Genomic DNA, 21275 nt, shown 5'->3' on the forward strand with positions numbered 1-21275 from the left:
ATGACAGAAAAGCGCAATACCTACAAGGCACAGAAAAGAACAGATTACAAAGCACCAAATTTTACAGCAACTGATATTGATCTTACCTTTACTCTGGATGACACCAGAACTATTGTTAAGAATGTAACAAAATTCAAGAGATTAACAACTGATACCAAGGCTCCGCTGGTTTTAAACGGCGAAGAGCTTAAGCTGAATTACCTGAAGGTTGACGGTATTAGCTATAAGTTTAAAGAGTCAAAAAACGGTATTGAAATCCCTTCTGTACCAGATGAATTTACAGTCGAGCTGGAGAATGAAATCAATCCGTCTGCCAATTCATCTTTAATGGGCTTATACAAGTCAAACGGAACCTTCTGTACTCAGTGTGAGCCAGAAGGTTTCCGCAGAATTACCTACTCATTAGACAGATCCGATGTCCTAGCAAAATACAGGGTAACTATTATTGGCCCTGAATACGGCTGTGGAGTTCTGCTTTCAAACGGTAATCTGATTGAAAGAGGTACTAAAAAGAACCGTCCATATGCAATCTGGGAAGATCCTTTCCCAAAGCCAAGTTATCTGTTTGCTCTAGTTGCAGGAACCTTTGATATTGTGTCAGATACCTTTACAACAATGTCTGGCCGCAAGGTTGATCTTGAACTTTACGTTGATAGAGGCGCCTACGAACGTGGCCTATGGGCAATGCAGTCAATCAAGGATTCCATGAAGTGGGATGAGGATCGCTGGGGACTGGAGTTTGACCTTGATAATTTCAAGGTTGTTGCGGTTGATTTCTTCAATTTCGGCGCCATGGAAAACAAGGGCCTTAACGTATTTAACTCAGTATATGTAATGGTTGATCCTACCTGTGCAACCGATACCGCTTTCTATAATGTTCAGAGTGTTATCGGTCATGAGTATTTCCATAACTATACCGGTGACAGAGTTACTTTAAGAGACTGGTTCCAGCTTTCATTAAAGGAAAGTCTGACAGTTTTCCGTGATCAGGAATTCTCCTCAGACGTTGCAAACCGTGCATTAACCCGTTTACATGCAATTAACGTAATACGTGGCCCTCAGTTTGCCGAAGATGCCTCTCCAATGGCTCACCCTGTAAGACCAGAAGAGGTTATGGAGATGAACAATTTCTATACCGTAACCATCTATGATAAGGGCGCTGAAATTATCCGCATGATTCATACTCTGATCGGTGAAACCAGATTCAAAAAGGCTCTGAATGACTATCTTCATAAGTTTGACGGACAGGCTGTAACCATCGAAGATTTCCTATGCTGTTTCGAAGAGAGTGCCGGAGTTGATCTGTCTCAGTTCAGACGCTGGTATACTCAGGCCGGTACTCCTAATGTCAAGGCTTTATGGACCTATGATGAGGAGAATAAGAATCTGGTATTAAAGCTTTCTCAGCATACCAATCCAACTCGTGATCAGAAGGAAAAAGAGCCTTTCTATATGCCTATCAGACTAAGCTTCTTAGACAAGGATGGACATGATGTTCATCCTGCTGAGCTATCATCTGACGGCTTTATTATTTTCAATGAAAACGAGCAGGAATACCGCTTTACTCTGGACAAGGATACTTTACCTGTAATTCTTCGTGATTTCTCCGCGCCAGTTAAGCTTGATGCTCCTTATACAATGGAACAGCTGCAGCATATGCTGTCTTTCTGTGATGATGCCTTTATCAAGGTTGACTGTGCAACCACCATGCAGAACCGTTATGTTCACGACAATCTTGAGATTGCAGCTGCGGATGGCGTTTTAAAGGATCCTTCAGAACTGATTGCTTCATACAAGTCTATTTTAGACAGTGTTGATTCACAAAGTGATCTGATCCTGATAAATGAGACTCTGAAGATTCAGAGTATTGCAAATCTGATGGAAACCTTTGATAAAATCAATATTGATGCAATCAAATACGCACATGATGCTCTTGAAACAAAGGTTGCAGTAGCTCTTGTAAACGAGTTTATTCAGTTATACGGCAAAATCAAAGCTTCAAGCTCAAATTACAGCGTTGCAGATATGGGAAGACGTGCTATCAACAACTCTGCTCTGCATATGATCGCTGTTGCCAAGTGTGCTATGGAAAAGAAGTCAGAAGCCTCAGAAATTGTTCTGAACCACTATAACAGTTCAAAGAACATGACTGACAGACTTCAGGCAATGACTGATGCGGTGCATCTTGATCTGGATTGCAAGGGCGAGATTCTGAAGTCATTTGAAAAAGACTGGTCAAAGGATGCTCTGGTATTCGATAATTTCTTCAGAGTTCAGGCAACAGTACCAAACAAGAGTGCAATCGACAATGTTAAGAGACTGCTGTCACACCCAAGCTATGACGGCAAGAATCCTAACAGAGTAAGAGCTCTGGCTGGAGCTATGGCTTTATCAAATCCTGTAGCTTTAAACGATATTTCAGGAGAAGGCTATGATCTTCTGTGTAAGCAGATTAGCGAACTAAACGAGATCAACCCAAGTGTTGCAGCTCGTATTCTGACACCGCTTTTAAGCTTCAGAAGACTTGATGAAAAGCGTCAGGGAATGATTTTAAACAACCTTAATTCGCTGATGCAGATGCCTAAACTGTCACGTTCTATCTATGAGAAGGTAAGCACTGCCTTAAAGGAGTAGAGCTATGTTTGGAGAAAACCGCTACCGTTTCTCTTTATCAATGAGTAAACAGACTTTACTGTCTATTTACAAAGGAACCTTTCAGAGGGTAAGAGTACGTACATTTGAAGGTCTGGTAATTGATATTGATGCAAATCATCTGAAACAGTTTACCACCGAGGATGGAATTCACGGCACCTTTGAACTGGTTACCACTAGCTCTAACAAGTTTGTAAAGCTGATTCAGATAGATTAGCTAAGGAATTTATATGCAGTTTATCCCATACAGTCTCTATCCTTCACTGGTTCGTCCGCTTCTATTTCTGCTCGAACCTGAGACTGCACATGATTTGATTCTAAGAGGGGCCAGAGCCTGTTCTAACAAGACTCTGTTGCCTTTATTCTCACAGAATATTGAGTTTCGTCCTGTAAAGGCTATGGGCCTTGAGTTTAAAAATTCGCTTGGACTTGCTGCAGGCCTTGATAAGAATGCCGAGGCTGTAGATTTCTTTGGTGCTTTAGGCTTTGGTCATATTGAGGTTGGTACAGTAACTCCAAAGGCTCAGGATGGTAATCCAAAGCCAAGGATGTTCAGAATTCCAAGTGCGCAGGGCATTATTAACCGCATGGGCTTTAATAACAAGGGCGTGGATAATCTTGTAGAGAATCTGAAAAAACGTACCTACGAGGGCGTTCTAGGTGTAAGTATCGGCAAGAACGAGACCACTTCTCTTGATAACGCTGTAGATGATTATCTTATCTGTCTGCGTAAGGTATATCCTTATGCTGATTACATAGCGGTAAATGTTTCCTGTCCTAATACTCCTGGTCTTACCAAGCTTCAGGCTAAAGAGCCACTATATAATCTTCTGAAGCCAATCAAGGCCGAGCAGAAGAATATCAGCGCCACTTCCGGAAGATATGTTCCGCTGGTTGTGAAGTTTTCTCCTGATTTAACAGATGAGGCTTTAGAGAACCTGTGCTCAGTATGTCTTGATCTTGAGATTGACGGCTTAACCTGCACCAATACTACCACCAGACGTGACATTATCAATGGTATGGAGCATGCTCAGGAGTGGGGAGGTCTTTCTGGTGAACCTTTGAGAAATATAAGCTCAGAAACACTTAGAAAAACTGCAAAAATCATTGATAAGAAGATCCCTATTATCGGTGTCGGAGGTATCTCTAATGCTGTCAATGCAAGAGAAAGACTCAGCGATGGGGCAACATTGCTGCAGATTTATTCCTCACTGATTTACAGAGGTCCTGCTGTTATTAAGAATATCGTTAATAACATTTAAATCTCGAGCTAAATCGAATCAATTATGAGCCCTGCCAATTTTGTTACTGGCGGGGCTTTTTTATAGAGTAAATAGGAAAGAGGAGAGTTAAAAAGAAAATACTTTAAATACTCATTCAAACTATATTCAAAATAATCTGTTCTATGTTCTTTTCTGCTAACTAAATTCTAAGATTACTAATTAAGAAATTAGTAATTATAAAGAATAAAAAAAATAATCAAAATTAACTTTATTAAAAGTAACAACATAAGACTAATATAATTTTAGTCAAGTAATATTGTCTCAAAAGAAAAAAATAATAAAAACATATTGACATTTACAAATAAAAATTGCTGAAAAGTGTGATACACAGATCAGTTATTAACAAATAAAATAATTTTTGTTTTTCATTTGGTTTATTTTCTTCAGTTTATAAGCTAAAATGAAAATGAATTACAAATTACAAAAAACTGAATAAGGACAGCAAAAACAGATGGTTATTAGCCCTCAGAATGATTGTACATGGACTTATCACGACGGTAAGCTAAGTATTAATCTGACAACAGATGAAGGTAAGTCCTATCTCTTCAAGACTAGGTACAATATCGAAGATCTGTTTGTTCGTCCTGACAGTAACAGTCAGTTCTGCATCGAAGATGCAAATTTACTGACAGATTACCAAGATGGTTTGTATGAAATTTTAAAGAATGAAAGCTTTGCCCTTGATCTTGGACTTAACGCAGTGGCCTGTGAGAAGTTTACAAGACCAGCAGCTCCAACCAGCAGGTACTTTTTGGCTCTTGATCGTCCTGCAGTTGAGTTTGCAAGGGGAGATGTTGTAATAGTTTATTCAAAAGCCGGAACAGCAGGCTACTGCCTGGTTCTTGAGGAAAGAGATGCTGACGGCATGGTAAGACTGATGCTTCTTTCAGAGGAGCTGATCTTAGATAAGGAACAGAATAGAGGTTATCAGATTGGAATGATGATCAGAGTATGTCCAGAATGCATTGGCGATATTTATTCTGGTACAAATGATCGTCGTGTTAGATACGCTTAAAGAATTTTTCTCCTAATTTGCTGTAGTTCTTAACGTTAGTTAAGACCATTCTCTCCCTCAGGGACGCTCCATCCTTGAGGGATTTTTTTTTGATCCTGTCCTTGAGAATAATTAAGTTCATATACTGTACAGGGGCCTCTTTTATCTTCTCATTTGATCCTGACTTCTCTGATGCTGTTTATTGATCCTATTGCTTGCGAATTGATTTTGATCTTGTTGAGCCTTCTTCGAACCTGCAATTAAATATAGCTCCTGCTGTTCCTTTATAAAGCTTTCTGTTTTTGATCCTGTATTCATTAGCCATCTTGTAGATAGTAAAGAGGATAGGGATGCCTTTCTTAATAACATAAACTCATATCTATCCTAATGATCCAACTGAACTGATCCTGAACAGATAGGGAATGTTAATCCCTGGAGTAATAGAGTAATAGTTAGATTCTGAAATCTGAAAGGGTAGGTCTCAATAAGAAAATGATGTTTAGCAAGAGGTAAAAAGATCAGAGGCTACATAAATTATGTAGCCTCTGATCCTTTTTGCTGTAGTAGTTTTTTCTACCATTCTCAGTTCAGTTATTTTACTGAACTTTTTTATTTAAATTCTGTTGAATACCGATCCTGCTTTTGGAGAAAATCACTAGATTGATCCTGTTTTACAGTAATAAATAAGAAACTCCGAAAAGTATTATATCTCTGATCTTGGTTTATTATCTGCTCACAGCTTAAGTATACATTATTTACATCATTCACAGAATATAAAAGTGTGAATAACTATATATTTTAGATAAATATTTATGAATTTATCTATGCCTTCTTTACATTGGTAAAACAAGATTAATCTGTTGGATGGGGGATTTTTGTAAATTATGTAACTAAAAAGGGGATAGATAATAAAAAACTATGTAAAACTATAAGACTATGAAAATATTATGTCTGTATGAAAATATAGCATATTACAGAATATATTTATAATTAACTCTGTTTTAAAATATAACTAACATGATGAAGTATAAACATTTATTTGATAAATATTGTTATTAACTATGTTTGTATACTTGATATATTTGTATCGATAAATATCGGTAATTTTCATAAAATAAAAAGTTGTAATAAGAATTACAAAAATGTAATTTTTGAAAAGAAATTAAATTACATAAATAAGAATATAAATGATGACTTTGAAAAATATGAATCTGAATGAGCAAATTTACACTTAATATTAAGTAAAGATAAATAATTAAAAACTTTATAAACGTAATATTAACAATTCTATTATATTGAATATTTATTATCCGCTTATAAGTAATATGTATATTTGTAAATCTATATTATTAAGTAATATTTTAACTAAGTGTTAAATGTAATGTTAATATGCTCTAATAGAACCCTACGAGAATGCTCTAGAATTGATTTATTTTGAGTTTTGGTAGTAATGAATGGATAGTTCCTTTTGAGTTAATCCTGGAGTATTTTTGATTACTTCCTAGATGTTTTGTGGTGTTTATTTTATTGAACGCCATTGTTTTCTTTTTCTTATACCTCTTCTTCATTTTCTCTCCCCTACCGATCCCCTTAAGGATCAATTCTTGATTATTGAGAAAGGAATGAGTCTGGATTGTTGAAGCTAAAGAAAATAAATGTTGTAGATGTTTTTAATTATATTTAAATATAACGATGGGTTAATAGACTATAGATATGCTTCGAAACCAGAATGTTTTCGTTGAATTGATATTTTTTTATATGGATTTCTAAGGAGTGGTCGGTAATGCAGGGTTCGAACCTGCGACCCTCTGGTCCCAAACCAGATGCGCTACCAGGCTGCGCTAATTACCGACTGAGACACAAAATAGAGATGTACCCCTTAGGTGTCAACTCTTTTTTTAATTTTAATTTAAATTGAATAATATATAGTTCAACCTTCTATCCTGTATGCCTTTTTTATCGGCAACATTCTTTTTTGCTGCTGCGTTTCTCTTAAATACATAACTATATATATGTAGTAGTTTATGATTCTTTTTTTTTCTGTGTAATTCTCTGGATTGTTTTTTTTCGGAATTTAAATTGTTGATAAATGTTCTTTCTTTCAAGTTTAGTTTTTGATCTGTTTCTGTGTGGATTAAGATTTTTTTAGATAAGACTTTTTTTATTGCAGTTAAGACAGCAAATCTTAAGTTTGATTTCTTTTGTTGATGATTATGTTGAGATAGAGATGATATGACTAGATGATTCTTTTAGAATGGTCGGTAATGCAGGGTTCGAACCTGCGACCCTCTGGTCCCAAACCAGATGCGCTACCAGGCTGCGCTAATTACCGACTGAGGCACATTATAGGGATCCTCCCCTTAGGTGTCAATACTTTTTTTATGATTTTTATTTTAATTTTATCTTTGAATTCAAGTAAATAGCATATATATCGGATTTATGACGTTTTACTGAATATTAAAATTTACAAAATTAATCAATAGCCAGTTTTTTACTTTTTTTATTTTTATTGCCTCTTTTTCTGAAAATTTGATTTAGCTCTTAATTTACTATGCAAATTCTTTCTATATTAGATATACAGTCACTGAAAATCGTAAGTGATAAAAATTATCAAAAAGTAATTTTATTTAACTTGTTGTTTTTACGGGAAAATGCAAAAAAGTTAAAAAAAAATTTTTGAGAAATTGATCACAATTGATTTTTTGTGATATAGTTCACGTACTCCTTATGTTTGTTTGATTGTTGTCCCCTGATAAATTCTTATTCAGGGGATTTTTCTTTCTGGCCACCTAATTTTATTTTCTCCTTTTAATCTCACTTTTATTGTTAACCTTTTGACTATATTGTGTCTTTTGCTAAACTACTGTATTAGTTTTGATCGTGAATATATTTTGCATAAGTTTTCAGTAGGTATAATGCTGAAAAATTGTATGGAGTCATAAGGTTATGCAAATTTCTAACTTAAAGAATTTAAAGAAGATTTCTCTAGTTGCTGCTTTCGCAATTTCCTCTGCATTTGTATTCAATGGCTGTGCTGCTGTAGTAGTTGGCGGTGCTGCAGCTGGAGCCGGTGCATATATTGGTTCTGATAGCAGAACTGTTGATAAGCAGGTTGATGATCAGAAGATTTCAAAGAATGTTTTAAGTATTCTAAAAAATGATGCTACCAGATCTGATTACAAAGTCTTCCGCGTTGACTGTGTTGTCCTGAACGGTAATGTTCTTCTGGTTGGTGAGACTCAGGACAGAGAGTATCTTTCAGAGTGTTTAGAGAAGATCAAACATGTTAAGAATGTTAGAAGAATCTTTAACTGTGTAGAGAATATCCCTCCTGTATCCTCTGGAACAGTTGCATCTGATGCCTATATTACTTCTAAGGTAAAGAGCATGCTTCTGTTTGGTTCAAAGATTAGTTCTGGAAGATTTAAGATTTATACCGAAAATTCTGTTGTATATATGATGGGTTATGTAACCCGCAATGAGGCTCAGAGAGCAATCAATCAGGTTCGTAAGGTAGATGGTGTTAAGAAGATTCATCCTATTTTTGATTACATGGATGAGAGTGGTACTCCTAACTCATCTGACGGTGCTCCTATTGTTGGAGGTGAATCTACTGGCACTTCATCTGCTGCATCACTAAGTTCTTCAAATGAATACTCCCAGAGTTCATCTTCAATGGCTGCCGAGGTTCAGGGAAATGTTGACAACGGTGGTGCCGTACTTGAGGAGGATGAGAATCTGTTAGCTCCAAGTGCACCTGCACAGGGCTTCTAAGGAAGTATGTATTTGAATCATGTCTTCTAAAAATTCAACTTTATTTTTTGTTGATGTCTACTCACCTAATGAAGGAGATAGCAATCTTGTTTTAGAGTATGGCATTCTTCGCTGGTCTGAAAATAAATCTGAAAGACCAGAGGTCTATGTTCATACTTATCTGAAGCCTCAGGTGAACTACAACCGCATACACTGGTCTGAGGCATCAAAGATGCAGATCACCCGTGATTTCATTGAAGCAAAGGGTGATCTTCCTGCTATTGAAGACATGATTGAGGCAGATTATCTTAAACGGAAGAATGTTGTCTGTTTTGATGCTTCTGCAGAGCCATTTGTATCTCTTATCAGCAACTGCGAACACATTTTCTCTATAGTTGATGTTTTTGCTGATATCTATGCTGATGATGAAAAGGCTCAATCCTGTGATACCTTATCTAAGATGTGCGATTATGTCGGTCTTATTCCTGATGATAACCGCAATACCAATTACACTCCTCTGTTAAAACGCCTTCATCAGATGGCAGCTCTGTGGTCATTCCTGGAGGAGCTTTTACTTAATCCTAAGCGCCGCAAGTCAATTTCTGCTGGAGGTATTCAGCCAAGCTTTATCTGGCCGCTGCCTGAATCTAAGGAAGTATGGTTTGAAAATGATCCTAAATCCTTTAAGGACCTCTCAGATAGAGAAATCACTGATTTCTTCAGCTCAAATCTAGCTGATAGGCTCGACTGGTTTGAGATGAATATGTACGCCTGTGACTGGCTTTATAACCGTCAGCCAAGGCCTTTTGCCAGAGAACTTGCGGGCCAGAAGGAACTTGCTGAGTTCATTTTTCAGAAGATCCTGTCCTTTAGAATGCAGATCTGGATTCTGATCTTTTATTCTCAGTTCTTCCATAAAAAAGAGGATTCTCTGACAATTGCCAAAAACAGGGGCGATTTCTCTGTTTTAAGACCTGCGGGCATAGAGAGCTTTACCAACTTTATAATTGATAATCTTGATCTGTTTTTATCCTCAGATCAGAAGGCCAGCTTAATTGCTTCTCTTATAAATCAGTCTCTGCATGAGAATGATGCAGTTCCTTTTGAGCATTATGATTATGATGCTTTAAGAAAGAAGGATAATCGTGCTCCAGAGGGACCTAGACTGTATTTTACCAGTTCTCCTGCCCATGGCAGTGCTGCTGAGTGTTATAAGGAAATCCGAGACGCTACCGGACGCACTATCTACATGCGTTTTGAAATCAAGGGCAGAGGCAAGGAGAGAGCAACACATATTGATACAGTTCGCCACCATGTAAATGAGCTTATCAGAGAGGCTTCAAATCCGTTTTCCGATGTCTGGATGACTCCTGATTTAAAACTGTGGATTCAGTACATTACAGGAATCAATTTTACTGATATAGTAAGACCTCAGAAGATGAATGATTCTGAGCTTCTGAATTCTGCCAGAATCACTCTAAGAAAGATTATTGAAAGAGAAGCTAATCCTTATCTTCAGAAGCTTTATGAGAATCTGAATGAATGTGGAGAGCTTATCAAACAGGAAAATCTTGATATTCCATCTAAGGGATTTAATTTCCAGGGAATGTCCATTGAGGTTATGATTGTTCCATCTTCAAAGATGGGCTTTATTAAGAGATTATTTTCTTTTGAATAGCATCAGAGTATTTATAGCTGCAGCTTTTGCTTTTATGCTGAGTTTTACCTCCTATGCAGGAACTACAGATAATTCTGCAGAGGCTATTGGTGAATACGCCAATGGCTGTATCAAGGGCGCAGTAGAACTTAAAGACGGTAAGAATTATCAGGTTCAGCGTTGGGGAAATACACGTAACTTCGGTCATCCTCAGCTTATTGACTATATCAACAAGCTAGTTGCCAAGGCTAAGAAAGCAGGTCTGCCTGATCTTCTTATTGGTGATCTGTCCCGACCTTTGGGAGGCTCTTTTGGCTCTGCCTCTAATCACGGTTCTCATCAGATAGGTCTTGATGTAGATATTTCCTTTGATTTTTCTACTCCTCGCAAGAGTGAGTATGAGCTGACCCATCCAGAAGATGTATACATCGTCGATACCAAGAACAGACCAACCAAGTTTTTTGATAACAACAGAGTGGCTCTACTTTATATGGCAGCGCAGGATCCTCGTGTGGAAAGAATCTTTGTGGCTCCTGGTATCAAGAGAACACTTTGTCAGATTTATGAAGGTCATGACAAATCATGGCTGCAGAAAATCAGACCTTGGTTCGGTCACAGAGGCCATATGCATGTAAGACTTGGCTGCCCTGTGGACAGTCCTGCCTGTGTAAAGCAGGCTAAAGCTCCTAGCGGAGATGGCTGCGGAGCTGAGCTTGCCTCCTGGTTTGTTCCACCTCCACCTTCAACAAAACCAACCAAGCCAAAGGTAAAGCCTAAGAAAATTCCTCCTGCAAGATGTCAGGCTTTATTTAAAGAGCATAACTATAATTAGAGTCTGATGGAGCGAATTGAATATTCGCTCTGTCTTAGCATTGCTTTCCATGATCCCACTTTATTTCGCATTTTTTGGATAATTGTTTCTTTTTCTCTTTTTGTGTTCGGAATTGATCTGTTTTAGACGATTGTTCTATTGCTTCATAGGCACTGTCAGCCTCTAAAAGTCCTAAAACTGTGCAAAAGTAACATTATTTCTCTTTGCATAATAATATCTTGTAAACTCAACATTATATTTTTCAGATGTTTTTTTTGGAGTTTTGATGTTAAGTGTTGCTGTTGTAGGTGCGAGTGGATATGCAGGTGCTGAATTATGCCGCATTTTCAGTGCACATAATGAGGTCTGTTTAAAACACCTTTATGTATCAGAAAATTCACTTGATAAGAATAAGAAAATTTCAGATTTATATGGCTCTCTAAAAGGTCGCTGTGATCTTGTGCTGGAACCTATGAGTGATCCAAATGCTTTGATTGGTGAGGTTGAAGCCGTATTTCTGGCAACCGATCATAAGGTAAGTCACGATGTCGCTCCTGTTCTGACTGCTGCCGGTATCGCTGTATTTGATTTGTCTGGAGCCTTCAGAATATCTGATCTTAAGGTATTTGCAGATGCCTATGGCTTTGAACACGAGTATCCTGACCTTTTAGCTTCAGCAGTATATGCTCTGCCAGAGTTTGTTGATTTAAATAAGCTCAGAGCAACCAAGATGATTTCTCTTCCAGGCTGCTATCCTACAGCTTCTCAGCTTGCACTTCGCCCTCTAATTGATGCTGATCTTCTTGATCAGAACTATCGTCCATCAATCAATGCTGTATCCGGTGTATCCGGTGCGGGCAGAAAGGCCAAGCTAACCAATTCCTTCTGTGAGGTAAGCTTAAATGCCTATGGAGTGTTTACTCACCGTCATCAGCCTGAAATTGCAGAGCATCTGGGTACCGAGGTGATTTTTACTCCTCATCTAGGTGATTTTAAACGCGGTATCCACGCAACAATCAATGCAAAACTTAAGGACAATGTAACCGCAGAACAGGTAAAAAAGGCTTATGGTGTTTATGAGAACAAGGCTCTTGTTAGAGTAAAAGAGGGGATGCCTAAGCTTATGGATGTACAGTATCTTCCATACTGTGATATCGGTTATGCCATGAAGGATGGCTATATTGTAGTATGTTCATGTATAGACAATCTGCTCAAGGGTGCTTCAGCTCAGGCAGTGCAGGTATTCAATCTATACTATGGATTTGATGAGCTAAAGGGACTCTTCGGTTAATCTGAAGGGGGGTTAGTGGTATTTTTGGCAGATCTTAAAAGATCTTCATTTGAGTATCGTGTAATGACTGAAAATACTGTTGTTATAAAGCTGAGCGGTAAGGCTCTGGATGGACAGAAGGAGTTAGGGGAGCTTTTTGCAGCCTCTCACTCTTCCCGTGTGGTTATTGTCCATGGTGGCGGTGTTGAGGTTGACTCCTTATTTAAAGATCTGAATCTTAAGGTAGAAAAGAAGAATGGTCTTAGAGTCAGTCCTCGCGAACAAATGCCATTTATCAGTGCCGCCCTTTGCGGAATGTGTAATAAGAAGCTGCAGGCTTTAGCCATTAAGAATGGTCTTAAGGCAATCGGTATGATTGCAAGTGACGGTAATTCTTTAGGTGTAGAGCAACTTTCTGCCGATCTGGGTATGGTCGGAAAGGTTTCTCCTGTGTCAGCAGATTACATCAATATGCTATTAGATGGCGGCTATACTCCTGTAATAGCGTCAGTTGCCTTAGATTCAGAGGGCCAGATGTACAACGTTAATGCTGATGATGTAGCTTCTGCAATCGGACTCTTACTGTCCGCTCCTGTCTATTTTATTTCTGATGTACCTGGTGTTCTGGATAAGGATGGAAAGCTTATACCTTCATTAAATGAAGAACAGCTGGAGAGACTTATTGCAGACGGAACCATCAGTGGCGGTATGCAGGTAAAGGTAAAGAGTGCTGTAGAAACAGCAAGATTTATCGGTAAACCTGTTTATATCGCATCCTTTAAAGATCCTTTATTAAAAGAGATCGTATCTTCACGGCATCGGCTTGGAACTGCTATAGAACTCTAATTTGAGTTGTGGAATTTCAGGTTTAAATTTTTTTTCGTGGAGAATAATATATGCCACCTATCACTCAGGAATCATCCTTCTACATACTGGATGAATTAAAGAACAATACCTTAGAAGAGATTTACGATAAGATTGCAGATCTTCGTGCAGAGCACAAGATCACTGATGAAGAGCTTGTTTCAATCAAGGACTCTTTGGTTAACCTTAATCAGATTTTCTTAAAGCAGGAGCATGCAAGTTTTACTGTAAGACAGGCAACACTGGCCGATGTCGATGCTCTTATGGATATGATTGAATACTGGGCTAAGCAGGGACAGAATCTGCCTCGTAAGCGTAATGACATCATCAGAGGTATTCAGACCTTTGCAGTCTGTGTTAAAGACTCTCAGGTTATGGGCTGCGCCTGCCTGTATGTTTATGATTCTGGTCTTGCTGAAATCCGTTCTTTAGGTGTTTCTCCTGTGGTTCAAAGACAGGGACAGGGCAGAGCTATTGTTAATTATCTATTAAAGAGAGCAGCAAAGATGTTTATCAAGAGAGTCTTTGTTCTTACCCGCTCTCCAGAATTCTTCTCAAAGGTAGGTTTCCAGAAAACTGTAATTGAAGCTCTGCCTGAGAAGATTCTAAAAGACTGTGAAAACTGCCCTAAACGTGCTACCTGTGATGAAGTTGCATACATTTACGATGTGAATAAGGAGAATGCATAATGAAGATTACAAGAAAGACCTTTGATGAGGTAATGTTCCCTTGCTACAACCCTATGAACATGGTTATCAAGAAGGCTCATGGGGCATACATCTATGATAACAAGGGCAATAAATACACTGATCTTACCTCCGGAATTGCAGTTAATATTCTTGGTCATACTCCTAAAGGCGTAGTTGATGTTATCAAAAAGGCCTCTGCCAACCTGATTCATGTAAGCAATATCTTCTGCAATGAGTATACTCTGACCTTAGCCTCAAAACTTGTAAAGAAAACCGGTTATGAGAAGGTATTCTTTGTGAATTCTGGTGCAGAATCAAATGAGACTGCCTTAAAGCTGGCCCGTAGGGTTGCATTTGATCTCTATGGCGAGGATAAGAATGAGATTATCTCCTTTAATAACAGCTTCCATGGCAGAACTTTCTTCTCGGTAACTGTTGGTGGTCAGGAGAGTTATTCTGACGGTTTCGGTCCTAAGCCTGCAGCTATTACTCATATTCCTTACAATGACACCAAGACCTTTGAGAAGACTATCTCTGATAAGACCTGTGCTGTGATCCTAGAGCCAATTCAGGGAGAAGGCGGTATTATCACTGCAGATAATGATTTCTTAATTAAGGTTAGAGAGCTTTGTGACAAATATAATGCAGCGCTGATCTTCGATGAGGTTCAGACTGGTGTTGCAAGATGCGGAACTCTTTATGCCTATGAGCAGACTCCTGTAAAGCCTGATATTCTGACTTCAGCCAAGGGCCTGGCTTCAGGTCTTCCTATAGGTGCTGTTCTGACCTACGATAATTTTGCTTCTCACTTTGTTCCAGGAACTCATGGTTCAACCTTTGGCGGTAATCCTCTGGCATGTGCCGTTGGTGCATATATTATCGACAAGGTAAGCGAAAAGTCATTCCTTAATAAGGTAAATAAGACTCATGACTACATTGTTGAGAAAGTCTCAAAGCTTAATGAGAAGTATCATGTATTCAAGGAAGTAAGGGGCAAGGGATTATTATTAGGTCTGGTACTTGCTGAGCAGTATGCCGGAAAATCATCAGAACTTCAGAAACTCTGCTTTAAGCACAAGCTGTTAACCCTTACTGCTCATGCAGATGTTCTTCGTCTTGCTCCTGCACTGAATATCAGCCATAAGGTTGTAGATGAGGCTATTTCTTTACTGGAGAAGGCCGTAAAGGACTTTGTTGCTGAATAATTTTTAATTACCGTTTTTGAATTTTGTTTTTTCGTTAATCACCAGTAATGTTTTTTTATTGGTGATTTTTTTACGATTATTTTTGAGACCTTTACTATGTCTTTTTCCTTCAAAGATACTCATGATTTTACCAGCCAGGAGCTTGAAGATCTTTTTCTGTCTGTAGAATGGTCTTCTGGTCATTTTCCTGACAAACTGGTCGTTGCCATGAAACATTTCTCTACAGTCTTTTCTGCCTGGGATGGAGATAAGCTTGTTGGAATGGTTTGTGCCATGGATGATGGCATTATGAATGCGTATGTGCATTATCTCCTTGTTAATCCTGCATATCAGCAGCAGAAAATCGGTAGGACTCTGGTATCCATGATCAAGGAAAAGTATAGGGACTACCTTAGAATTGCAGTTATTGCTTATGATGACGAACTGCATTTCTACAGTGATTGCGGGTTTGTAAAATCAAAAGATGCTTCTCCAATGTTTATCACATCTCTTTGGACTTAATAATTTTTGATCTGAAAACGTGTGTAGGGATTCTTCCTCCAAATCTTAAAAAAAAATGAGATTTGGCGGAAAAATAATTCTATGTGATTAAAGAAAGAATGCAATCAACGCTATTATCATCTGCTGTGAATGGTGGAATCTTGCTTTTTCACACAAAAAAAAGAGAGGTGTCTTGAGAATAGCGAATTGAAGAATCTGGTAGGCAGTCTTAAGTGAAGTGTTGCTTATTTTTGTACTGCAACCAGATTTTTTTTTGAGAATTATGCGGTTAATTGTTATGTGGTGCAAAGAAATCGATTATTTTCTGAATCGCAAAATCCATACGTTTTGGATCTGAAAAACGGTGATCTGCTTTCTCAACTTCTACAAGTTCAATAATATTCTTCTCAGAAAACTCTTTTGCATTCTCAATTGGCACACTATCATCAAGTGTTCCGTGAATCATTAGAATGCTTTCCGCATAATCAATGTAGTCAAAGGCAGCAATTTCATCATCAATTGTCTTCAGAGATTCAAGGAATTCCTTGCTGATCTTCATCTTGCGATCGCGTCCTGCCAATACCTCTTTGCCTTTTGAAAGCTTTTTATGATCATCCTCAGAAATGGTTGATGACATGATCTCGTAGAGTTTAACTGAGGTACTTCTTAGAGCTATTCTGTCAAAAGGATTGCCATGATCTGCTATGTACTTTAGTGTATTAAATCCACCAAAGCTTACTGAATAATTATATAGAGCCTGTGCCTTTAAATGCTCTCGTGCGTAATCAATAACCAGCTGCAGATAGGTCTGACATTCACTTATAAGGAGTTTTTTTCTGGCATCCTGACCGTGACAAGGCCAGTCAAAGGTTATTACACCAAATCCCTTGTATTTTGTATCAATTCTTTCTGCGAATTTTTCGACAGATTTATTGTCCTTAAATCCACCAAATCCGTGAGTGGCAATCACTACTTTATCAATTGAATGTATATCTTTGTCGTAGAATAATTTGCAGCGAACGCTGTAGCCCTTTTCGTTTATATCAAATAGCTTTTCCATATTCGTCCCTAAAAAAATACAGAACGATTATATTGCAAATTCCGCTTAAAAACATGTGAATGTGGAGTTTGAAATAATTTGGAGCTTAAAGATAGAAATGACCTCAAATCTGATGGATGAGAGGTCATGATAAAGCCTTACAGAGTTGTCTATATAAGACTTGTTTTGCTATTCTTCTGTCATTGGTTTGTGTATAAGCAGCTGATAAATGACTCTTAGATAGATTTCATGCAGCATATCAAGCTGTTTTACACTGACTCTTTCATTAACCTTATGAATTAGATCTGATACAGGACCAAATTCGACGGTCTGAGTCCCAAGAGGTCTTACAAATCTACCATCAGAGGTTCCGCCTGAGGTTCCCAGATCTGGTGTAACCTTAGTAACGGCTCTTATTGAATTATAAAGAGCGTCAATAAGTTCACCGTCTTTTGTTAGAAATGGCTTTCCTTCCTCACGGAATTCCATTTCACAGTCAATTTTCAGCTCATCTGCAACACCTCTGACGTGTTTTTCAATCAGAGATGGTGTCTGAGAGTCATTCCATCTGAAATTACAGCGAATAGTACAGGATCCTGGAATAACGTTATCCGCTCCGGTTCCTGCTTTTATATTTGATACCTGAAAAGAGGTAGGAGGAAAGAAAGGAGTTCCGTTGTCTATCGGATTATCAAGCATTCCCTGAATGAAACGTGATGCTTCAAATACCGCATTTTTTGCATGCTGTTCCTGCGCTGCGTGTCCCTGAATTCCATGCACGGTGATTGTTGCATTCATATCACCTCTGCGGCCATTCTTTATGGAATCTCCAAAGACTTTGTCGCATGAGCATTCACCGATAAGACAGTAGGTTGGAATCATGTGGCGCTGTTTCATATAGTCAATTACATATGGAGTGCCTCCAACCGCATCGCCTTCTTCGTTTGAGGTCAGAAGAAGCCCGATTGTGCCGATATGATTCTGATTCTGTTGTACATACTCGCACATAGCAGTGATCATTGCTGCATCACCGCCTTTCATATCGGAACTGCCTCTGCCGTACAGATAAGGCTCTCCATCATAATCGAATATTTCACCACAGAAAGGAGGATGCTCCCACTCTTTTTCATCTCCAGTGGGCACCACATCAGTGTGGCCTAGAAACAGTAGGAAAGGGGAGCCCCGTCCGTGAGTTGCCAGAAGGTTGGTTACACCTTTCTCTTCGATGGTATAACAGGTGAAGCCCAATGGCTTTAAGATCTCCTTTATCAGATCCTGACACCCGTTGTCATCAGGTGTTACTGATTCTATTCTAATCAGCTTCTGTGCCAGCTCAACGGTACGGGATAGCTCCATTTTTCTTCCTTACTGTTCTGTTGAAGTCTGAAGCTGTTCTGTTGCTTCAGCCTTTTTCTTATCATAGGTAGCAAAGATATTTGCCAGAATTGTTCCTGAAATTGAGTGCCATACGCAGGATACTGCTGATGCAATAGCTGCCTCTGCGGAGGTTGGGAAGAATTTTCCGCAAAGACCGGTTGCAAGACCTGCATTCTGAACACCAACTTCGATGGCAAGTGTTCTCTTCTTGGCAGTTGACATCTTGAAGGAACGACCAGCAAAGAATCCTAAGATATATCCTAAGGCATTGTGACAGAAAATGCACAGGAAGATAACAAGTCCTGACTCAAGGAACTTCTGTCCATGGTAAGCAATTACGCCGCCAACAATCAGAGCAAAACCTATTACAGCAACACCAGGCATTACCTGACGAACCTTCTTGAAGAAATCATATTTGCCAAACATAATGTTGCAAAGAGAACCGATACCTACAGGTACGATGGTTACCATCAGCATAAACTGGAACATGCTCCAGCCATCAATATCAATACGCTGACCTACCAGGTAGTTCACCAGCAGAGGAGTTGCAACTGGGGCAATAATGGTTGATACGGTGGTCATACCTACTGAGAAGGCAACATCACCCTTGCACAGGAAGGTCATAATATTTGAAGAAACACCGCCAGGGCAGCAGCCAACAAGAACCAGTCCTAAAGTTAAACCGTCTGAGAGGTTGAATGTAGTTGCAAGAGCAATTGCAATCAGAGGCATAATAGTGAACTGTGCAATTGTTCCAATCAGAATATCAAAAGGTCTCTGGGCAAGAATTCTGTAATCCTGTCTACCGAGGGTCATACCCATAGAGAGCATAATGATTCCGAGAATAATAATCTGAGTATTACCTTTTACGAAGGTACATGATGAGGGTACAAAATAGGCGAATACAGCAGTTCCGATTACGAACAGTGCTGTGTATTTAGCAAGTATTCTGCTAAGTGTTATTAGTAGTGACATGTTATTTCCTGAAGTTAGTTTGTCGTTGTCTAAGTGTTATTTTTAACACTATCTTCATATTCTACGTATCAGTATTCAAAATCAATAAGAGCTCTTTTTTTAGCGAAAAATGCATTAAAAGAGAGCAAAATGGGGTAGTTAAATGTTCCATTTTGGAAATACTCTATGTAATCAGGCTTTATTTTGGTGCTTTTTTTGAAAAAATAGAATAGTGATAGTAGTTTCAATTTTTGATCTTTTGATTGCTTTTGTTCCAAATATAAAGATATTTGTTATGTGTTGTGTGTTATTCTTAGTGTAGGTGTATATATTTATTAGAGATTATCCGCTTTGATTACAAAAGAACAATTTTTAAATTACTGCTCCTATCCTATTAAGGCCTTATCCTCTAAGAATTTTTATTTTGATGTTTTATTCAGAATGAAAGGCTTTGGTCTTTTATATCTTCTAGCCTTATGTGTAATTCTTTCTATCCCTGCAAGTGTAAAGATCAATCATGTGCTTGAGATTTTTCGCGGTATTGAGCTGCCAAGAATAGTTGCGCTTATCCCTCCAAGCTATGTCGCTCAGGATGGTTCTTTCAGGCCTCTTAACGAGGATAACAGTTATAAGGAGATTTTTACTACCGACGGCACTCTGGCGGTAGTGTACAATGTTAAGGATCTGCCTCTCTCTGGAAATGCCCAGAAGGCAATTGTCGAGCTGAATTCAAAAACCATTTCCGTAAAGGCTCCTACCCAGAAAACAGTAGTTAGATACACTGATCTTGTTACTACCGGAACAAATTTTGATCCTCTTGAAGTTTCAAATGTTGTTGATGCTGTTTTCGGTCTGGCTGTGCCTTTCATCTTTATTTTTCTTTTATGCTGGTTCTTCTGCATTCTGGTGTTCAATTCGCTTGTAATGGCGATTTTGTCGAAGTTTCTCTTTGTTTTTGTTGGAAAAATCAAGACTTCCTTTGGCAACACCCTAAGACTAAGCTCATTTGCTAATACTATAGTAGGAATACTGTTGTTAGTAGAACTTATTTTAAATGTAAAGCTTCCATTCAATCTGATCATGCTCCTGCCTATGGTTTACATGATCCTGTTTGTAAGAAACTTCAGATTTGAGCTTGAGAAGAATGGTGTAGAAGAGTTTGTCAGAAAATATACCCCTCAGGGGACAACAATCAAAAATTATGATAGCGATGCCACACAGCCATCAAGAAGAGATATTTCCGACTTTACAGATGGACTAGATTCAACTACAAATAAAGGTAGGAACCCTGAAGAAGATCCTGTTGAAAATCAGACTGATACAGAACAGAAGATTGAGGAAAAGACCTCAGAGACTCCTGAAGGTTCCACTAATACCAAGACTCAGTCTAAGTCTTCGGATAATTCTGGTGATGGACCTGGATATTTTGCTCCATAAGGATTTCATATGCGAAAGGTTATTCTTTCTTTGGCTTCTGTTTTATGTGCGTTTTATGCCAATGCGCTTGAGATTACAATAGAGAATCAGACTGACGCTACAGTAGTGATGGCCTTTTCATATCTTGATAACAAGGAAAACGACTGGGTCGTAGACGGCTGGTATAACGTTATGCCAAAACAGAAGGCAAAGGTTGAACTGGACAGTAAGAACGATATCTACTATCTGTATTCAGAGTTTTCTAACGGCAAGAAACTTGAAGGCGGTAAAGGCGCTGTTGATCTGAAGGTAAAAGATCGTTCATTTTTCTATAAGCAGAAAAAGATCCCTGATGATGTAGACAGAAAGGTAAGTTTCCTGCGTGCCCGAGGCAATGACGGACATGCTCTGATCCGCATTAAGTAAATCATTTAACATTTCCGCTAGTTTGGATCTACAAAAAAACTATAAAAATATATAAAAAGCTATAAATTTTCTGGGCTTTCTACCAAATTCCTGTTTCATCACTGCTGGTTGCTATCCCATTCATTTCTAAATCAGATAGCAGAGCCGTCAGCTCCGCAGGCTTAAGTTCGGAGCTAGCTGCTCCTACGTTTTTTATCTGTTGTCTCAGATTAATTGCTGCATTCAGGTCACGGTCTATGGTAAAGCCACATTCTGGGCATTTATACACACGGTCCCTGAGCGTTAAATCTTTTTTCAGTGCACCACATTTACTGCAGGTCTTAGAGCTTGCGTAAAACCTGTCAACTTCCTGAAGATTTCTATGTTTATACTCCATTTTGTATATAAGGTTTTTCTTGATGTTGT

Annotated in this window: 18 protein-coding genes and 2 tRNA genes; 14 read left to right on the forward strand and 6 right to left on the reverse strand. The window is 38.5% G+C overall.

From position 1 onward, the window contains the following. The 4 genes from pepN (at position 1) to BM308_RS09000 (ending at position 4950) form a co-directional block, all read left to right on the forward strand. Complete coding sequence (gene pepN / locus BM308_RS08985) at positions 1 to 2634, forward strand: aminopeptidase N (RefSeq protein ID WP_074944638.1); 2634 nt, start codon at positions 1 to 3, stop codon at positions 2632 to 2634. A gap of 4 nt (positions 2635 to 2638) precedes the next feature. Beyond that, a complete protein-coding gene (locus tag BM308_RS08990) occupies positions 2639 to 2869 on the forward strand; it encodes a DUF2835 family protein (RefSeq protein WP_074944639.1) in 231 nt (76 codons plus the stop codon). A 13-nt stretch (positions 2870 to 2882) separates the two neighbouring features. After that, positions 2883 to 3914, forward strand: coding sequence for a quinone-dependent dihydroorotate dehydrogenase (pyrD, locus tag BM308_RS08995; protein WP_074944640.1), 1032 nt, complete (start codon positions 2883 to 2885; stop codon positions 3912 to 3914). A gap of 472 nt (positions 3915 to 4386) precedes the next feature. Beyond that, the gene (locus tag BM308_RS09000) at positions 4387 to 4950 is read left to right on the forward strand and encodes a cell division protein ZapC domain-containing protein (protein ID WP_074944641.1); all 564 of its coding nucleotides are present in this window, start codon (positions 4387 to 4389) and stop codon (positions 4948 to 4950) included. A 1753-nt stretch (positions 4951 to 6703) separates the two neighbouring features. On the opposite strand, the gene BM308_RS09005 is transcribed toward BM308_RS09000, so the two are convergent. Together BM308_RS09005 and BM308_RS09010 are read right to left on the reverse strand one after the other, a co-directional pair. Further along, positions 6704 to 6780: transfer RNA gene (locus tag BM308_RS09005), tRNA-Pro, on the reverse strand. Positions 6781 to 7184: 404 nt separating this feature from the next. Next, a tRNA-Pro gene (locus BM308_RS09010) sits at positions 7185 to 7261 on the reverse strand. Between the two features lie 614 nt (positions 7262 to 7875). Between BM308_RS09010 and BM308_RS09015 the strand changes: the two genes are divergently transcribed. The 8 genes from BM308_RS09015 (at position 7876) to BM308_RS09050 (ending at position 15679) form a co-directional block, all read left to right on the forward strand. Continuing rightward, positions 7876 to 8703 (forward strand): BON domain-containing protein, encoded by an 828-nt coding sequence (locus BM308_RS09015; RefSeq protein ID WP_074944642.1) that lies wholly within the window; start codon positions 7876 to 7878, stop codon positions 8701 to 8703. Positions 8704 to 8722: 19 nt separating this feature from the next. Further along, positions 8723 to 10360, forward strand: a complete 1638-nt coding sequence (locus tag BM308_RS09020; protein WP_074944643.1) for a hypothetical protein — start codon at positions 8723 to 8725, stop codon at positions 10358 to 10360. Beyond that, complete coding sequence (locus tag BM308_RS09025; RefSeq protein ID WP_074944644.1) at positions 10353 to 11171, forward strand: penicillin-insensitive murein endopeptidase; 819 nt, start codon at positions 10353 to 10355, stop codon at positions 11169 to 11171. The genes BM308_RS09020 and BM308_RS09025 overlap by 8 nt, the downstream gene beginning before the upstream one ends. Before the next feature lie 265 nt (positions 11172 to 11436). Further along, the gene (argC, locus tag BM308_RS09030; protein WP_074944646.1) at positions 11437 to 12441 is read left to right on the forward strand and encodes an N-acetyl-gamma-glutamyl-phosphate reductase; all 1005 of its coding nucleotides are present in this window, start codon (positions 11437 to 11439) and stop codon (positions 12439 to 12441) included. A gap of 24 nt (positions 12442 to 12465) precedes the next feature. After that, positions 12466 to 13266: an acetylglutamate kinase gene (argB, locus tag BM308_RS09035; protein ID WP_218152549.1), complete on the forward strand. Its 801-nt coding sequence runs from the start codon at positions 12466 to 12468 to the stop codon at positions 13264 to 13266. 50 nt (positions 13267 to 13316) lie between these two features. Continuing rightward, the gene (locus tag BM308_RS09040) at positions 13317 to 13973 is read left to right on the forward strand and encodes a GNAT family N-acetyltransferase (RefSeq protein WP_074944647.1); all 657 of its coding nucleotides are present in this window, start codon (positions 13317 to 13319) and stop codon (positions 13971 to 13973) included. Beyond that, the gene (locus BM308_RS09045) at positions 13973 to 15178 is read left to right on the forward strand and encodes an acetylornithine/succinyldiaminopimelate transaminase (RefSeq protein ID WP_074944648.1); all 1206 of its coding nucleotides are present in this window, start codon (positions 13973 to 13975) and stop codon (positions 15176 to 15178) included. Before BM308_RS09040 ends, BM308_RS09045 begins: the two co-directional genes overlap by 1 nt. A 96-nt stretch (positions 15179 to 15274) precedes the next feature. After that, positions 15275 to 15679, forward strand: coding sequence for a GNAT family N-acetyltransferase (locus BM308_RS09050; protein ID WP_143098594.1), 405 nt, complete (start codon positions 15275 to 15277; stop codon positions 15677 to 15679). 268 nt (positions 15680 to 15947) lie between these two features. Here the strand turns inward: BM308_RS09050 and BM308_RS09055 are convergent, their stop codons facing one another. The 3 genes from BM308_RS09055 to BM308_RS09065 all read right to left on the reverse strand — a co-directional run bounded on the left by BM308_RS09055 (position 15948) and on the right by BM308_RS09065 (position 19049). Next, on the reverse strand, positions 15948 to 16718 hold the full coding sequence (locus BM308_RS09055) for an alpha/beta hydrolase family protein (protein WP_074944651.1): 771 nt from the start codon (positions 16716 to 16718) through the stop codon (positions 15948 to 15950). A gap of 168 nt (positions 16719 to 16886) precedes the next feature. Further along, complete coding sequence (dapE, locus tag BM308_RS09060) at positions 16887 to 18053, reverse strand: succinyl-diaminopimelate desuccinylase (protein WP_074944653.1); 1167 nt, start codon at positions 18051 to 18053, stop codon at positions 16887 to 16889. A 9-nt stretch (positions 18054 to 18062) separates the two neighbouring features. Continuing rightward, positions 18063 to 19049 (reverse strand): bile acid:sodium symporter family protein, encoded by a 987-nt coding sequence (locus tag BM308_RS09065; RefSeq protein ID WP_074944654.1) that lies wholly within the window; start codon positions 19047 to 19049, stop codon positions 18063 to 18065. Positions 19050 to 19379: 330 nt separating this feature from the next. Here BM308_RS09065 and BM308_RS09070 point away from each other — a divergent pair, with 330 nt between their 5' ends. Both BM308_RS09070 and BM308_RS09075 read left to right on the forward strand, forming a co-directional pair. Further along, positions 19380 to 20465 (forward strand): DUF1189 family protein, encoded by a 1086-nt coding sequence (locus tag BM308_RS09070; protein WP_074944656.1) that lies wholly within the window; start codon positions 19380 to 19382, stop codon positions 20463 to 20465. A gap of 9 nt (positions 20466 to 20474) precedes the next feature. Then, complete coding sequence (locus BM308_RS09075; protein ID WP_074944657.1) at positions 20475 to 20870, forward strand: DUF1036 domain-containing protein; 396 nt, start codon at positions 20475 to 20477, stop codon at positions 20868 to 20870. Positions 20871 to 20949: 79 nt separating this feature from the next. On the opposite strand, the gene BM308_RS09080 is transcribed toward BM308_RS09075, so the two are convergent. Then, the coding region (locus BM308_RS09080) for a zinc ribbon domain-containing protein (RefSeq protein ID WP_218152550.1) at positions 20950 to 21275 on the reverse strand (326 nt) is incomplete at its 5' end.

This window comes from Succinivibrio dextrinosolvens, assembly GCF_900116345.1.
GTDB classification, from domain to species: Bacteria; Pseudomonadota; Gammaproteobacteria; order Enterobacterales; family Succinivibrionaceae; genus Succinivibrio; species Succinivibrio dextrinosolvens_B.

Coding starts and splice junctions, on each gene's coding strand:
- pepN (WP_074944638.1), top strand. CDS start 1: ATGACAGAAAAGCGCAATACCTACAAGGCACAGAAAAGAACAGATTAC.
- BM308_RS08990 (WP_074944639.1), top strand. CDS start 2,639: ATGTTTGGAGAAAACCGCTACCGTTTCTCTTTATCAATGAGTAAACAG.
- pyrD (WP_074944640.1), top strand. CDS start 2,883: ATGCAGTTTATCCCATACAGTCTCTATCCTTCACTGGTTCGTCCGCTT.
- BM308_RS09000 (WP_074944641.1), top strand. CDS start 4,387: ATGGTTATTAGCCCTCAGAATGATTGTACATGGACTTATCACGACGGT.
- BM308_RS09015 (WP_074944642.1), top strand. CDS start 7,876: ATGCAAATTTCTAACTTAAAGAATTTAAAGAAGATTTCTCTAGTTGCT.
- BM308_RS09020 (WP_074944643.1), top strand. CDS start 8,723: ATGTCTTCTAAAAATTCAACTTTATTTTTTGTTGATGTCTACTCACCT.
- argC (WP_074944646.1), top strand. CDS start 11,437: ATGTTAAGTGTTGCTGTTGTAGGTGCGAGTGGATATGCAGGTGCTGAA.
- BM308_RS09040 (WP_074944647.1), top strand. CDS start 13,317: ATGCCACCTATCACTCAGGAATCATCCTTCTACATACTGGATGAATTA.
- BM308_RS09045 (WP_074944648.1), top strand. CDS start 13,973: ATGAAGATTACAAGAAAGACCTTTGATGAGGTAATGTTCCCTTGCTAC.
- BM308_RS09050 (WP_143098594.1), top strand. CDS start 15,275: ATGTCTTTTTCCTTCAAAGATACTCATGATTTTACCAGCCAGGAGCTT.
- BM308_RS09055 (WP_074944651.1), bottom strand. CDS start 16,718: ATGGAAAAGCTATTTGATATAAACGAAAAGGGCTACAGCGTTCGCTGC.
- dapE (WP_074944653.1), bottom strand. CDS start 18,053: ATGGAGCTATCCCGTACCGTTGAGCTGGCACAGAAGCTGATTAGAATA.
- BM308_RS09065 (WP_074944654.1), bottom strand. CDS start 19,049: ATGTCACTACTAATAACACTTAGCAGAATACTTGCTAAATACACAGCA.
- BM308_RS09075 (WP_074944657.1), top strand. CDS start 20,475: ATGCGAAAGGTTATTCTTTCTTTGGCTTCTGTTTTATGTGCGTTTTAT.